Source organism: Bacillus sp. FSL K6-0073, assembly GCF_038006085.1.
Lineage (GTDB): Bacteria > Bacillota > Bacilli > Bacillales > Bacillaceae_G > Bacillus_A > Bacillus_A cereus.
Window position 1 is genome coordinate 4,162,246 of sequence record NZ_JBBOUN010000001.1, and the last position, 14,171, is coordinate 4,176,416.

Sequence of the window (14,171 nt, forward strand, 5' to 3'; positions counted from 1 at the left end):
AATTTATGAAAAAAGTCATCTTAACAATTGTTTGTCTCCTCCTTCTGATCATTTCTTATTCTTATTTTGAAAAGAACGACGAGACAAAACAAAATGAATCTGAAGAAAAAACAGAAAAAACATCTGCCCCAAATTGGATTGATAAGCAAACAAACGAATCTTTTTATCATCTTGTATTAGGTGATTCACTCGCTAAAGGATATGGATCGACACAAGGTGGATTTGCTGAATTAGCTTCTAAGCAAATAGAAGCACAAATTCATAAACCAATTACAGTAGAAAACCTTGGGGTAAACGGTCTTACAACAGATCTTCTCGCTAAAAAAGTTCAATCAGAAGATGTAAAGGAAAAAATTAGAGCAGCAAATATAATTACAATTAATATTGGAGGAAATAATTTATTTCGTTTAAATCGTGATGTTGGTGTTATAGATGGTATAAAAATGTTAAATAAAGAAAAAGCCCATTTTGAAGCGGATATAAAAAGTATTGTAAAGACAGTTCGAGATCAAAATCCGGACGCTTTACTCATTCTCTCAGAACTCTATAACCCGTTACAACTCGATGACTCCATCGCAAGTTATGCAGATATGTTTTTAGATGGCTGGAATGAATCTGTTTATTCCATTTCCAAAGCAAATCAACCATCTATCGTTTTACCAATTCGCAAATTAATATCGAATGATAAAAAAGAGTTATTATTTGACCAAGTACACCCAAATGATAACGGCTATGCAATTATTGCCAACACATTTACAAAGCAAGTGTTATCCTACAAATATTAAAGCGACCATGAAACAATTCTATTTTTATAACATGTCTTTTTTGTTACAATGATAGTGGAAGGGGGCCTTTATATGGAATCACGCGAGTGGGAACGTATTGTTGATCATCTTCTTTCGCTAGTGCCTCTTTTTTATCGCAAATTTATGCTTCCTGGAGAATTTTCTTCTCAAAGACATATGCCGCCATCACATACACAAGTATTACTGCTTTTGCATGAAAACGGCACATTAGCAGTTTCCGAAATCGGCAAGCGGCTAGCGATTTCACGGCCTAACATGACACCTCTATTAAACAAACTTATTCAAGAAGAACTAATAGAGCGTCATTATAGCGAAAAAGATCGACGGGTCATTTTAATTTCTCTAACAGCTGAAGGGAAATTATTAGTAAATCAGTATCAGCAATTCATTTTAGACAAACTAAAAGAAAATTTCCAAACATTATCTGAGGAAGAGCGCGAAAAGCTCATTCATTCTCTTCAAACCATTCAAAATTTAATTTTGAAAACAAACGTATAAAGCTGCTTCTAAATAGAAGCAGCTTTATGATTCGTAATAATTACCATAGTATACATTGGAATATGGCCATGTTGTTAAATATGGTTTTTTTTCCTGTGTAGGCTGTTGTGTTGGTAATTGTGGTATTTGTGATAATTGCTGTAATTGTTGTTGCCGATATAATTCGTGTTGTCTACTCGTATCATAAACCGGATAATAATTTACATATGGATATACTTGAGGCACGTAATAATAATACATTATCCTCTCCTCCTTTTTCTTAAACATATTCAAAGGAGAAAATGAATGTGACATTGTTTATAATTGTACAAGTGGTTCTCTCACTCGTTTCTTCCTTTTCTTCAAACGTAACTTACGGTTCTTTTCGTATAAATAATGCACAACGAAATATGAAATGAGACCAAACACAACTCCTAAAATCGTCATTCCAATTAATACATACACTTCACTTTGTAATAAGCTCTTTAATATCGTAAAAATGTGACTTGAAAACAAGTCCGATATGGTAAATGGTTCATGATGAATTTTCTGTACATGAAATGGATAAATCATTTTTCCTAGCGCATACGCAAGCGGAAATAAAAATACTGGGAGAAACGATATTTTCCCAATAATATTGCCAATAACTGCCGCAGGAAAAGATCCCTTTGCTAACCTGACGATTGGATAAAATATTACATATACGAGCGATGCCGTATAAATGACTAACATTTCTAAGCCGAATCCTATAGCAAACCCTAACGATACTTTCTTTGCGCCTTCTGGCGATCGAAGCAACTTATAATATTGAAACTTTAATATTCTCCACATCCGCTGGAAAAACGAATATGTTTTCTTAGTTGTTTTCACCCTCATCATCTCTTTAACTATATTTTTATATGTAGTATGTCCTTACACACTCTGAAAAACAAATTTAGTTTTCTCTTTTATTATAAATGATATCGAAATGGTTAACCAAATATACATCCGACATTTTAATATAAAAAAACCTCCCTTTTAGGAAGGCTCTTCTACATTTTTAAATAAACTCACTAATAACGCTTTTTGAGCATGCAATCGATTACCAGCTTGCTCAAAGACGATAGACTGCGGTCCATCTATAATTTCTCCTGTTACTTCTTCTTCACGATGGGCAGGTAAACAGTGTAAGAAACGATATGTTTGCTTCGCATGCTTAACAAGTTCGTTATTGATTTGGTAAGGTTGAAATAAAGTATACTTCTCTTCTTCGCCCTCTTGCCCCATGCTCATCCAAACGTCAGTATAAATGAAATCTGCTTCATTCACCGCTAATTCAGGATCATGCAAAACTTCAATTTCAGCTCCTGTTTCCTTGGCAATTGCTAACGCTTTTTTTACAATCTCTTCATTCGGTTCATACCCTACAGGCGTTGCCACAGTCATATGCATTCCGACTTTTGCACTCGCTAGCAACAATGAATGACATACATTATTTCCGTCACCTACGTAAGCCAATTTTATTCCTTTAAATGTATTTGTTTCTTCGTATATCGTCATAAGGTCTGCCAATGCTTGACAAGGATGATGATCATCCGTTAAACCGTTAATAACAGGAATACTTGATTCTTTTGCAAGCTCTTCTACATCCGCGTGTGAGAATGTACGTATCATGATCCCGTCAATATACTGCGATAATACTTTTGCAGTATCTGAAACGCTTTCTCCTCTTCCCATTTGCATCTCTTTCCCACTTAAAAACATACCATGTCCCCCGAGTTGTACCATTCCCGCTTCAAAAGATACACGAGTACGAGTGGAATGCTTATCAAAAATAAGCCCTAATATTTTGCCTTGTAATAAAGGCTCTTGCTTATTCTTTTTTAAATATATAGCGAACTCAATTAAAGAAATAATTTCTTCTTTCGTTAATTCTTCTAGTGTTAAAAGATCTTTCGTATTTAATTTCGGTACTTGTACAGTTGACATGAAACTTCCCCCTTATATGATTGATACGTTTTTTGTACAAACTACTTTTTTTATTATATATACTGCCTGTTCTAACTCTTCATTCGTGACAATGAGTGGCGGTAATAGTCTTATCACATTAGGACCTGCTTGTAATACGAGAAGTCCTTCGTTTTCTAGTTGTTCTATAAAACTTGCAACTTCATGCTTACACTCAATCCCAATCATAAGCCCCTTACCACGTATATTTTGAATACATTCGACATGCTGTAATTCCTCTTGCAACTTCTCTAATACGTACTCGCCTTTTTCTTGTACTTCTTTTAAAAACGATGGTTTTTTACTTACTTGCAATACTTCTTTCGCTGCAGCCATCGCGATGTAATTCCCGCCAAAAGTTGAACCGTGTGATCCTGCAGTAAACGACGCTCCGAGCTCTTTCCGGCCAATCATCGCTCCGACAGGAATCCCATTCCCAAGCGCCTTTGCAACGGTAACGATATCAGGCTCTATTCCCACTTGTTCATAAGCGAATAGTGTTCCAGTTCTTCCTATCCCCGTTTGTACTTCGTCTATAATAAATAAGGAACCGAACTTATTACATAATGTTTCAATCTCTTTCAAAAAAGATAGATCAGCAGGTATTACTCCTCCCTCTCCTTGAACAACTTCTACCATTACCGCCGCAACTTCTTCATTCATTACTTCCTCTAATGCTTTAATATCGTTAAAAGGGATATGTAAAAAAGATGGAAGTAATGGACCAAATCCTTCTTTTACCTTATCTTGGCCCGTTGCACTCATCGTTCCAAATGTTCTACCGTGAAAAGACTGCTGGCATGTTACGACGAGAGATTTTCCAGTATGCTTACGTGCTAACTTTAAAGCTGCTTCATTTGCCTCTGCCCCACTATTACAGAAAAACACATAATCTAATGCTCTATTTTCTGTTAATAATGACGCAACTTCTTCTTGCAAGCTGTTTGTAAACAGGTTAGATATATGCCATATATCATCAAGTTGCTCTTGTACACCTTTGAGAACAGTAGGGTGACAATGTCCTAAATTACATACGCCAATTCCTGATGTGAAATCTAAATATTCCTTACCGTTATTATCAATAACTTTCGTTCCAGTTCCCTTTACAAACTCAATAGTTCTTCTGCCATACGTTTGAAAAAGATGACTCGTCATGCAATACTCACACCTTTCGTTACCGTCGTTCCAATACACTCTCCCGTAACCTCAGTAAAATCTTTTGTACCATTCACAATACTTATCTTTTGCACTCCCATTTTTAATGATGCTAGTGCCGCCTGTACTTTCGGAATCATCCCACCTGTAATAACACCTGTTTCTATAAAAGTAGCAATTTCAGATTCATCCGTTTCCTTTACCAAATTCCCTTCATGTAATATTCCATCTACATCCGTAATAAAAATAAGCTCTTTTGCCCCTAACGCAGCCGCAATCCCAGCTGCAGCATTGTCCGCATTTATGTTATAAACTTCATTACCATTTACCCCGATTGGAGCAATAACAGGAATATACTCCATATTTATTAATCCTTTTAATAAGGCTGTTTCTACATAACTTACTTCCCCCACATATCCTATCTCTTCACTGACAGGTTGAACTTGAAGTAAATTGCCGTCACATCCTGAACAACCTACCGCAAGTAAATTATGCTTTTGTAAATTCATTACGAGTTTTTTATTCGTACTTCCGCATAGCACCATTTGAACAACATCCATAACTTCTTTTGGTGTTACGCGTAATCCATCTCTTTTTTCTACGTTGATGTTACAATCTTTTAATTTGGCATCAATTTCTGGCCCACCACCATGAACAATCACTACTTTATACTTCTGTTGCAATTTCTTTATACATTCAAAAAACACAGCTTTTAATTGATTCAACATACTACCGCCGCATTTCACTACAATATATTCGCTCATCTTCTCTCTCCTTATGTACGATAACAAGCGTTTATTTTCACATATTCATAGCTTAAGTCACAGCCCCAAGCTGATCCTGTCTCTTCTCCTAAGTGTAAGTACACATTAATGACTATTTCATCTTCTTGTAATCTCTCTTTCATTTCTTCTTCAGAAAATGTTTGAGGCTCACTATTTTTTAATACCAATATAGATTGAAGAGTAATGTCAATTGTATTCGGATTAATAGCTACTTCACTTTGTCCAATACTGCTAATAATTCGCCCCCAGTTTGGATCTTCACCATGTATTGCTGTTTTCACAAGACTCGAACCGACTATTTGCTTTGCAATTTTTTTTGCCTCTTCATTCGTTTGAGCTCCTAGCACATTTACTTCTATTAACTTTGTAGCGCCTTCACCATCTTGCGCAATTTTCTTTGCTAAATCTTCACATACCTTCTGTAAAGCACATACGAAAGTTTCCCAATCTGTATGTTCCATATTTATCGGCCTTGTTTCTGATAATCCACTTGCCATAACGATGACCATATCATTCGTAGAAGTATCTCCATCCACCGTAATTTGATTAAATGTATGATTCGTTATTTGTGATAATGCTGTTTGCAATACGTCATGCTCTATATGAGCATCTGTCGTAATAAAACTAAGCATCGTTGCCATATTCGGATGAATCATCCCTGAACCTTTTGCAACACCCGCAATCGCCACTTTCTTCCCATCAATAATCATTTCATAGCAAGTTTCTTTCGTTATGAGATCCGTCGTTAAAATTGCTTCAGAAAAAGAATATGCTTCACTTTCTTCCTTCGTCGGTATAAGAGTTGCAACTCCCTTTCGGATTATATCCATCGGCAGTGGAACACCAATTACACCTGTTGAAGCTACTGCAACGTAATTTTCTTTCATCCCAAAATGTTCCGCCCCTAATGCGCGCATCTCGTATGCGTCTTGTAATCCTTGCATTCCAGTACAAGCATTTGCATTTCCACTATTAACGATAATTGCTTGTAACTTCCCTTCTGCCGTTATACTATCCTTCGTTACTTGTAAAGGGGCTGCTTGTATTTGATTCGTTGTATACACAGCGGCACATGATGCTGGTACGTCACAAACGATTGCCCCTAAATCCTTTTTCTCCTTTTTCAGACCATTTGCAGTACCAATTGCCGAAAAGCCTTTCGGCGTTACAATTGAACCATTTTCTAATTTTGTAATAGACGCTACTTTAATCATCATGTCCCCCTTATAGATAAAGCGGCATATGTTGTAAACCTGTTGTCTCTTCTAGTCCCGCTATTATGTTTGCATTTTGAATCGCTTGCCCAGCCGCGCCTTTCATCATATTGTCTATAACAGAAACGACCGTAACTCTTTCTGTTCTTTCATCGTAAGCTATGCCAATATCACAATAATTTGAGCCTCTCACTTCTTTTGGACTTGGAAATTTCCCTTGCGTACAAGTTCGGATGAAAGGCGATTGTTCATACGTTTCTTCATACAATTTTTGAAGTTGCTTTATTTCCATCTTTTGTTTTACTTTTGCATAAAGTGTAATCATGATTCCTCGTGATATCGGTATTAAATGTGTGCTAAATGTAATTGGCTGTAATTCACTATTCCATTCTGTAAGCATTTGCTCAATCTCTGGAACGTGCTGATGCTGGTTTACTTTATAGATGTGTAAGTTATCGTATAGCTCAGGAAAATGAGTCATTGTTGTTGGTGTTTTACCTGCTCCTGTTACCCCTGATTTCGCGTCAATAATAATCGAATCTTCTTCAATCCTGCTACTACGTACTAACGGTGCTATCGCTAGCAATGTGGCTGTAGCAAAACATCCTGGGTTTGCAATTAAATTTGCCTTTTGAATCTCAGTCCTTTTCCATTCACTTAACCCATACACTGCTTTTCTAAGAATTTCTTCTTTCGCTGCTGGCCTTTTATACCACAGTTCATATGACGAAGGATCTATCATACGAAAGTCTCCAGATAGGTCAATTACTTTTAAACCTTCTGCTAATAACTTGGGAGTTAACTCCGCCGATACTCCTGCTGGTGTTGCTAGAAATACGATTTCTGCTTCTTTCCCTATTGTCTCCACATCAATTTCTTGTAACGTATGAACGAGGACATTTCGAAGATGCGGATATACATTTGTTATACACTCACCAACTTGTGAAAAAGAATGAAGAGATGCTATAGAAAAATATGAATGTTGTTCTAATAAACGAATTAACTCAATGCCCCCATATCCAGTGGCTCCAATAATTGCGACTTTCATAAGTTCCTCCTCAAATCGATTCTTTAAATTAAGTATGATTATAATATTGTATATTTATAGAGTCAATTAAATATTTATAAATTTTACAAACTTAAAAAACTTAATTTTACTAGAAAAACAATATACACAACCGAATTTTTATACAAAAATAGTGCATAGTAGTTTTTTTATTTCACTTCAAGTACAATAAAACAATACATACGTACATACAGGCGGGAAAAAATATGAACGAAAAATTAATTGAGAAAATGATTATAAAAAGTTTTCAGCAATATCAATGCAGTCCAATATCAAAAGAAGATCAGGAAATGCTAGTGAAACATATTCAAACGGTGACTCATTCAAATATTGAAATTGATTTATACGAGGAGATTGAGGATATTGTTTATGATTATGTGACTGGAAAACAATAAAAAATAGGAGATTTCCATGTGGAAATCTCCTATTTTTTACTTAATGATTTACCTGCTACACGTTCAAATAAACCTGGGAATAAAGCATAAAGTTTCGGGCCAATTCCCATCCACTTCGGTAAATTTACTTCACGTTTTTTCGTGTGCATCGACTTTACGATTTGTTCTGCTACGTATGTTGGTTTTAACATGTAACGTCCCATATTCTTTACATATGTACCAGATTGATCCGCTATTTCAAAAAAGTTTGTATCTATCGGACCTGGATTAATTGCTGTAACATAAATATCTGTATTCGCTAATTCCATGCGTAAACTATTCGTAAATCCTAATACAGCATGTTTCGTTGCTGCATACGCACTTGATTTCGGAGTTGCAATTTTTCCGGCAAGGGAAGCAATATTAATAATATGTCCTTCGTTCTTGTTTACCATATAAGGTAGTACCGCTTTCGTACATGCTACTAATCCAAATACATTTACTTGGAACATATCTTTCACTTCATCCATTGACGCATCTTCAAACGTTTTAAAAATACCAAATCCCGCATTGTTTACTAATATATCAATACGTCCCACTTCTTGTAATACCTTTGAAAAAACAGACTGTACTTCCATCTCTTCACTTACATCTAATACATAATAATAGCAAGGCGTATTATAAGTTTCTTTAATTTTGTCTACTAACGCTTGTAGTTTCTCTTCTGTTCGAGCCATTAATACTGGAGTCGCTCCCTGTGCTGCAACTTGCATTGCAACTTGCTCACCAATCCCACTAGAAGCACCTGTAATGACGATTACTTTATTTTGTAAACGTCCTGTCATTGCTGTCACCTACTTTGCATAATAAATCAATTGTTGCGATGACTCATCAATCATCACTTGTTGATTATATGCTAAATAGTCCAATTGTCCAACCGTTTCTGAAATAGTAAGTGGTAATTGTTCTTTATATAATACCGGAAATAGTTTTACACATACTTCAAATGCTGTCATTGGTTTTTCCTTTAATAACTCAAGTACTTTAAAAGCACGTGTTTCTTGCTTTTGTAATCTCGTTTCAATAAGTTGTTTCACATTTAGAACATCTTCCCCATGCCCTGATAAAATGCGTGAAATATTCATTTCGCTTAAACGCTGTAATGTTTGATTGTATTGTAGTAATGGGCGTGCCCGTTCTGTTTGCCCTTCATATGGTGGTTCTAGTATTGGATTCGAAGAAATATGACTGATGAGAGCATCTCCACCAATTAATATTCCATCAGATTCTCTATATAAAGAAATATGAGTAGAAGCATGACCTGGTGTTTCAATTACTATAAATCCAGGCAAAGAATCAATACGATCTCCTTCTCTCACAGTATGCGTTAACGATCTATTACAAGAATATTTAAGTGTCCTCGTCGTCAATAACGACTCGTCTTTCAAAAATGCTGCTGGCACACCAAACTGTAAGGCCGTCTCTCTAAAAAATTCATGATACCGCTTTAAAAATTCTGGATTTTGTGTGATCCAAGGCTCATTCCAAGGATGTCCAATAATATTCGTCTTCTCAGAAAATATATTTAAAAGTCCACAATGATCTGCATGATGATGCGTAATGACTACTGTTTCAATATCTTCTATCGTATGTCCTAATGCACCTAATTGACTTTCTAACGCATTCCTTGCCTCTTCTGTATTCGTCCCTGTATCAATTAATGTTAATGTCTCCCCCTCAACTAAAAACACATTCACAGTTTCCACTGCAAATGGTACAGGAATCTCCATTCGGTGAATCGCCGTCATGCTTAGCCCCCCTGTCTCTTTCCGGTTCAAAAATGAATACTTCTTCAGTTTACAACTTCTATATATATTTGTCATTATTTTCAGATAAAAAGAGGTGTTTCCTATAAAAAAACGAATGTATGTACATTTATAAGAATTTCTAACCAAAATTAAAGGAGGAACATCATGTCTATTCAAAACATTTCCTTTCTCGGTGCAGGCTCTATTGCCGAAGCTATTATTGGTGGCTTGTTACATGCAAATGTCGTTAAAGGTGAACAAATTACTGTAAGTAATCGTTCTAACGAGACAAGATTACAAGAGCTACATAAAAAATACGGTGTAAAAGGTACTCATAATAAAAAAGAATTACTTACTGATGCAAATATTCTTTTTCTAGCAATGAAACCAAAGGATGTTGCAGAGGCGCTTACCCCTTTTAAAGAATACATAAATAATAACGTGCTTATTATTTCATTACTAGCAGGTGTTTCTACTCACTCAATTAGAAAACTACTTCAAAAAGACGTTCCAATTATTCGTGCAATGCCAAATACATCCGCAGCCATTTTAAAATCAGCTACCGCTATCTCCCCTTCAAAACATGCAACAGCGGAACATATTCGCACTGCAACATCTTTATTTGAAACGATTGGTCTCGTCTCTGTTGTAGAGGAAGAAGATATGCATGCTGTCACTGCATTATCCGGAAGTGGACCTGCTTATATTTATTACGTAGTGGAAGCTATGGAAGAAGCTGCAACAAAAATTGGTTTAAAAGAAGATGTTGCAAAATCACTTATTCTTCAAACGATGATTGGTGCTGCTGAAATGCTAAAAGCAAGTGACAAACACCCTTCTATTTTGCGAAAGGAAATTACTTCTCCTGGTGGAACTACCGAAGCAGGTATTGAAGTATTACAAGAACATAAATTTCAACAAGCACTTATTTCTTGTATTACACAGGCAACGAAACGATCACATAATCTTGGAAAAACATTAGAACAACTAACAAAAGAAAAATAGAAAAAGGAGCTCAAGTTTATTTGAGCTCCTTTTTCTATAATTACACTTAGTTATTGTTCTTCCCAAAAATCTCTTCTTGCAGGCGACGACCAGTCGGCGTTGCTGCAAGTCCACCTTCTGCTGTTTCACGAAGTGCTACTGGCATCGTTTGTCCGATTCTAAACATTGCCTCAATTACTTCATCACATGGAATTGTACTCGTTACACCAGCTAATGCTAAATCTGCTGAGATCATCGCATTTGCAGCTCCTGCTGCATTACGTTTTACACAAGGTACTTCTACAAGTCCTGCAACAGGATCACACACTAAACCAAGCATGTTCTTTAATGAAATTGCCATCGCTGTAGCTGCTTGATCTTGTGTTCCACCAGCCATCTCAACTGCAGCTGCAGCCGCCATTCCACTTGCTGAACCAACTTCAGCTTGGCATCCTCCTGCCGCACCAGAAATACAAGCGTTATTCGCAACAACCATACCGAAAGCTCCTGCTGTAAATAAGAATTCAATCATTTCTTCACGTGTAGGTTGCAATTTTTCTCTTAGTGCAAATAGTACACCTGGCACTGTTCCAGCAGACCCTGCTGTTGGTGTTGCACAAATAATTCCCATCGCTGCGTTTACTTCATTTGTTGCAACAGCTTTGCTTACTGCATCCAAAATCGTATCTCCAGATAAGCCTTTTCCACTCTTCATATACGCTTGAACTTTTACAGCATCTCCACCAGTTAAACCAGTTGGTGATTTCACGCCGCGAATACCACGTTCTACTGCTTGCTCCATCACTACTAAGTTCTTTTCCATACCAGCAATTACTTCTTCACGTGAAATACTTCTTGTTTCCATTTCACATTGAATCATAATTTCTGCGATTTTTACATTTTGTTCTTTAGCTTGCGCCACTAGTTCCGCTGCGTTCCGAAACATGGTGTGTCCCCCCTGCAATTATTCCATAATAGTTACTTGACAAATATTTTGTTGCGCTTTTATTTCTTCAATTACTTCATCTGCTAATAATTCATCTGTTTCGATGACCATAAGCGCTCTTCTTCCTTTTTCTTTACGAGATACACTCATCGTACTAATGTTAATCTCATGTTTCGCAAGGATTGAAGCTACCGCTGCAATAGCACCGAAGCGATCGTTATTTACAATAAGTAGTGCTGGGCTCGTGCCTGATAATTGAAGATCGAATCCGTTTAACTCTACAACTTCAATTTTACCGCCACCAATTGAGCAAGCAACAACTTCAATTTCCTCTTCACCTTTATACAAACGAATTCTCGCTGTATTTGGATGAGGTGCATTGGCATCTTCTTCAATGAATTCCACTTCAATTTCGCGCTCTTTTGCTATTTCTAGCGCCTCTGGAATACGTAAGTCATCTGTTTCAAATCCTAATATTCCACCGATTAGCGCTACATCCGTACCATGCCCACGATACGTCTTTGCAAATGATCCATATAACGAAATGCTTACTCTTTCTGGTTCATGACGAAACAGCTGGCGAGCAACTTGCCCCATTCTTGCCGCGCCTGCTGTATGTGAACTTGATGGTCCAATCATAACTGGACCGATAATATCAAATACTGAGCGATACTTCATCATAACTCCCCCTAAACCTCTATGAAAAAAATTTATTCTACTATTCTATTAAGCTGCTACATCTGTCGCTTTTCCAGTTGTACCACGAATTTGTTCTGCTATACGAATTGGATAGTTTTTGAATAAAAGTAATTCAATATAACCTGAAATAATACCAGTTATCATAATACATAAGAACCTTAGCATTATTTTCATTTAAAAATGATACAAGATAATCCACAATAAAGTCTGGTAGCAATCCAAAGTTTAACACAGAAGCCATTGCAAGCATAGCATAAACAAGTGATATAACCATTGCTAATGCAACTAAATTTGCATCCGCTATTCCACCTAGACTACCTGCTGATGTTCTGAACTCTTTTAAAGAATGGTATACCAATTAAATCTCCACCACCTTATTAATAAAAAGCTTCAACTAAGGAACTTGCAATAGATACACTCGCTAATCATATCGTTTAGCTAAAAAGTGAAAAAGACTTATGACAAATAATAGTAATATCTTTCCTATTATAATTCTCGTGTTACTCTCTCATGATTTAGTCAACTTCACTTGTTACGATAATGACTAAAATACATGTGACTTATCATAAATTATAATCTGCCCTCATTATAGCTTGTTTTTTATAAAACGCTTACTTTTGTTGAATTTTAAAAGTTCTGAATAAAAGTCCATTTCTGCTATTTGTATCACTTGTATGTCATCTGACTTATATAACAGTTTTTCTAAATAATTATTATTTCGTATTTTTATCCTATATATTCAAACCATCCTAATTTTCTGTATCATCCAAGTATAAGTATAAAATAATAACAGTTTTATTTTTAAATTTTTTTAGACATAAAAAAATGGTAACCCGCCGTTACCATTTTTTATAAAATTATCATTTTTCTACTGGGAATGATTTCAAATCCGTCGCTATTTCTGTATTAGAAAACAACTCTCTAGCCTCTTTCAATAATTCCTTATATGTATCTCCTTGATAGCGAGAACTAATGTGAGTTAATATTAGTCGCTTCGCATTTGCCTGAAGTGCAATGCTCGCAGCTTGCTTAGATGTAGAATGAAAATAATCATACGCTTGTTGCTCATCTTCTGCTGCGAAAGTCGCTTCATGGACAAGTACATCTGCATCTTGCGCAAGCTCCCTACTCGCTTCGCAATATCGCGTATCACCTAAGATAGTAATAATTCTCCCTTTTTGAGGTGGGCCGATAAACTCATTTCCATTTAATATCGTGCCATCCTCTAATTCAACTGCTTCACCATCTTTTAAACGTTTAAAGATTGGACCTGGTTTCACACCCATCTCAAGCAACTTATCAACTAAAAGAGCACCTTGTATATCTTTCTCTACAATACGATATCCAAAACATTCTATACCGTGTGACAATCTTTTCGTTTCTACATAAAATTCATTATCTTCAAATACGGTACCTTCTTCTGTTATCTCCACAACTTCAAGTGGATATTTCACATGTGTCGTACTTACCGATAATGCCACTTCAATAAATTGTTTAATTCCTTTCGGTCCATACACCGTTAAAGGCGTAGTTCCTCCTTGAAATGAACGGCTACCTAATAAACCAGGCAATCCAAAAATATGATCGCCATGTAAATGCGTAATAAATATTTTTTCAATGCGGCGCGGACGTACAGATGTATGTAATATTTGATGTTGCGTGGCCTCGCCACAATCAAATAACCAAGTTTGTCCTCGTTCTTCTAACAATTGTAAAGCAATTGCTGAAACGTTCCTTCCTTTTGAAGGAACACCTGCACCAGTTCCTAAAAATACAAATTCCACTTTCTTTCCTCCAGCTCTAAATATACTCTATCTCTCATCTTACGGAATGTTATTTCAAATGGCAAATTGAATTTACATAACCAATCA

17 protein-coding genes are annotated in these 14,171 nt (G+C 36.2%); 4 read left to right on the plus strand and 13 right to left on the minus strand.

The window, feature by feature from the left end; genetic code table 11:
- The first annotated feature begins 5 nt into the window (after positions 1-5).
- On the plus strand, positions 6-785 hold the full coding sequence (locus MHB52_RS21415; RefSeq protein ID WP_016118597.1) for a GDSL-type esterase/lipase family protein: 780 nt from the start codon (positions 6-8) through the stop codon (positions 783-785).
- 72 nt (positions 786-857) lie between these two features.
- Positions 858-1,304 (plus strand): MarR family winged helix-turn-helix transcriptional regulator, encoded by a 447-nt coding sequence (locus MHB52_RS21420; protein WP_000445819.1) that lies wholly within the window; start codon positions 858-860, stop codon positions 1,302-1,304.
- A gap of 24 nt (positions 1,305-1,328) precedes the next feature.
- Here the strand turns inward: MHB52_RS21420 and MHB52_RS21425 are convergent, their stop codons facing one another.
- The 7 genes from MHB52_RS21425 to argC form a co-directional block, all read right to left on the minus strand.
- The gene (locus tag MHB52_RS21425) at positions 1,329-1,544 is read right to left on the minus strand and encodes a hypothetical protein (protein WP_016118598.1); all 216 of its coding nucleotides are present in this window, start codon (positions 1,542-1,544) and stop codon (positions 1,329-1,331) included.
- A gap of 57 nt (positions 1,545-1,601) precedes the next feature.
- Entirely contained in the window at positions 1,602-2,162 is a 561-nt protein-coding gene (locus MHB52_RS21430) for a DUF2062 domain-containing protein (RefSeq protein WP_002005691.1), read from the minus strand.
- Positions 2,163-2,300: 138 nt separating this feature from the next.
- On the minus strand, positions 2,301-3,251 hold the full coding sequence (gene argF / locus MHB52_RS21435; protein ID WP_000108852.1) for an ornithine carbamoyltransferase: 951 nt from the start codon (positions 3,249-3,251) through the stop codon (positions 2,301-2,303).
- A gap of 12 nt (positions 3,252-3,263) precedes the next feature.
- Positions 3,264-4,424 carry an acetylornithine transaminase gene (locus tag MHB52_RS21440; protein ID WP_061663466.1) on the minus strand — a complete coding sequence of 387 codons (1,161 nt, stop codon included), beginning with the start codon at positions 4,422-4,424 and terminating at the stop codon, positions 3,264-3,266.
- Positions 4,421-5,188: an acetylglutamate kinase gene (argB, locus tag MHB52_RS21445; RefSeq protein ID WP_016118601.1), complete on the minus strand. Its 768-nt coding sequence runs from the start codon at positions 5,186-5,188 to the stop codon at positions 4,421-4,423. Before argB ends, MHB52_RS21440 begins: the two co-directional genes overlap by 4 nt.
- An 11-nt stretch (positions 5,189-5,199) precedes the next feature.
- The gene (gene argJ, locus MHB52_RS21450) at positions 5,200-6,423 is read right to left on the minus strand and encodes a bifunctional glutamate N-acetyltransferase/amino-acid acetyltransferase ArgJ (RefSeq protein ID WP_016118602.1); all 1,224 of its coding nucleotides are present in this window, start codon (positions 6,421-6,423) and stop codon (positions 5,200-5,202) included.
- A gap of 10 nt (positions 6,424-6,433) precedes the next feature.
- Positions 6,434-7,471 carry an N-acetyl-gamma-glutamyl-phosphate reductase gene (gene argC, locus MHB52_RS21455; protein ID WP_061663465.1) on the minus strand — a complete coding sequence of 346 codons (1,038 nt, stop codon included), beginning with the start codon at positions 7,469-7,471 and terminating at the stop codon, positions 6,434-6,436.
- 224 nt (positions 7,472-7,695) lie between these two features.
- Between argC and MHB52_RS21460 the strand changes: the two genes are divergently transcribed.
- Positions 7,696-7,884, plus strand: coding sequence for a YqzH family protein (locus MHB52_RS21460; protein ID WP_001003222.1), 189 nt, complete (start codon positions 7,696-7,698; stop codon positions 7,882-7,884).
- Between the two features lie 29 nt (positions 7,885-7,913).
- Here the strand turns inward: MHB52_RS21460 and MHB52_RS21465 are convergent, their stop codons facing one another.
- Together MHB52_RS21465 and MHB52_RS21470 are read right to left on the minus strand one after the other, a co-directional pair.
- On the minus strand, positions 7,914-8,708 hold the full coding sequence (locus MHB52_RS21465) for an SDR family NAD(P)-dependent oxidoreductase (protein WP_000147791.1): 795 nt from the start codon (positions 8,706-8,708) through the stop codon (positions 7,914-7,916).
- 9 nt (positions 8,709-8,717) lie between these two features.
- Positions 8,718-9,671: an MBL fold metallo-hydrolase gene (locus tag MHB52_RS21470; protein WP_061663464.1), complete on the minus strand. Its 954-nt coding sequence runs from the start codon at positions 9,669-9,671 to the stop codon at positions 8,718-8,720.
- A 165-nt stretch (positions 9,672-9,836) separates the two neighbouring features.
- On the opposite strand from MHB52_RS21470, the gene proI reads away from it, so the two are divergent.
- Entirely contained in the window at positions 9,837-10,676 is an 840-nt protein-coding gene (gene proI / locus MHB52_RS21475; protein WP_016118606.1) for a pyrroline-5-carboxylate reductase ProI, read from the plus strand.
- A gap of 46 nt (positions 10,677-10,722) precedes the next feature.
- Here proI and sdaAA read toward each other — a convergent pair whose 3' ends face one another.
- The 4 genes from sdaAA to rnz all read right to left on the minus strand — a co-directional run bounded on the left by sdaAA (position 10,723) and on the right by rnz (position 14,084).
- Positions 10,723-11,601, minus strand: coding sequence for an L-serine ammonia-lyase, iron-sulfur-dependent, subunit alpha (gene sdaAA, locus MHB52_RS21480; RefSeq protein WP_000489461.1), 879 nt, complete (start codon positions 11,599-11,601; stop codon positions 10,723-10,725).
- A gap of 18 nt (positions 11,602-11,619) precedes the next feature.
- A complete protein-coding gene (gene sdaAB / locus MHB52_RS21485; protein WP_016118607.1) occupies positions 11,620-12,279 on the minus strand; it encodes an L-serine ammonia-lyase, iron-sulfur-dependent subunit beta in 660 nt (219 codons plus the stop codon).
- A 133-nt stretch (positions 12,280-12,412) separates the two neighbouring features.
- Positions 12,413-12,658, minus strand: a complete 246-nt coding sequence (locus MHB52_RS21490; RefSeq protein WP_016118609.1) for a hypothetical protein — start codon at positions 12,656-12,658, stop codon at positions 12,413-12,415.
- 502 nt (positions 12,659-13,160) lie between these two features.
- On the minus strand, positions 13,161-14,084 hold the full coding sequence (gene rnz, locus MHB52_RS21495; RefSeq protein ID WP_000397453.1) for a ribonuclease Z: 924 nt from the start codon (positions 14,082-14,084) through the stop codon (positions 13,161-13,163).
- Positions 14,085-14,171 lie beyond the last annotated feature (87 nt).

Excerpts from the sequence above, each read along its gene's own strand:
- argC (WP_061663465.1), bottom strand. The coding sequence starts at position 7,471 with ATGAAAGTCGCAATTATTGGAGCCACTGGATATGGGGGCATTGAGTTA.
- proI (WP_016118606.1), top strand. The coding sequence starts at position 9,837 with ATGTCTATTCAAAACATTTCCTTTCTCGGTGCAGGCTCTATTGCCGAA.
- MHB52_RS21440 (WP_061663466.1), bottom strand. The coding sequence starts at position 4,424 with ATGACGAGTCATCTTTTTCAAACGTATGGCAGAAGAACTATTGAGTTT.
- sdaAA (WP_000489461.1), bottom strand. The coding sequence starts at position 11,601 with ATGTTTCGGAACGCAGCGGAACTAGTGGCGCAAGCTAAAGAACAAAAT.
- MHB52_RS21415 (WP_016118597.1), top strand. The coding sequence starts at position 6 with ATGAAAAAAGTCATCTTAACAATTGTTTGTCTCCTCCTTCTGATCATT.
- sdaAB (WP_016118607.1), bottom strand. The coding sequence starts at position 12,279 with ATGAAGTATCGCTCAGTATTTGATATTATCGGTCCAGTTATGATTGGA.
- MHB52_RS21425 (WP_016118598.1), bottom strand. The coding sequence starts at position 1,544 with ATGTATTATTATTACGTGCCTCAAGTATATCCATATGTAAATTATTAT.
- argF (WP_000108852.1), bottom strand. The coding sequence starts at position 3,251 with ATGTCAACTGTACAAGTACCGAAATTAAATACGAAAGATCTTTTAACA.
- MHB52_RS21460 (WP_001003222.1), top strand. The coding sequence starts at position 7,696 with ATGAACGAAAAATTAATTGAGAAAATGATTATAAAAAGTTTTCAGCAA.
- MHB52_RS21430 (WP_002005691.1), bottom strand. The coding sequence starts at position 2,162 with ATGATGAGGGTGAAAACAACTAAGAAAACATATTCGTTTTTCCAGCGG.
- argB (WP_016118601.1), bottom strand. The coding sequence starts at position 5,188 with ATGAGCGAATATATTGTAGTGAAATGCGGCGGTAGTATGTTGAATCAA.
- MHB52_RS21420 (WP_000445819.1), top strand. The coding sequence starts at position 858 with ATGGAATCACGCGAGTGGGAACGTATTGTTGATCATCTTCTTTCGCTA.
- MHB52_RS21470 (WP_061663464.1), bottom strand. The coding sequence starts at position 9,671 with ATGACGGCGATTCACCGAATGGAGATTCCTGTACCATTTGCAGTGGAA.
- argJ (WP_016118602.1), bottom strand. The coding sequence starts at position 6,423 with ATGATTAAAGTAGCGTCTATTACAAAATTAGAAAATGGTTCAATTGTA.
- MHB52_RS21465 (WP_000147791.1), bottom strand. The coding sequence starts at position 8,708 with ATGACAGGACGTTTACAAAATAAAGTAATCGTCATTACAGGTGCTTCT.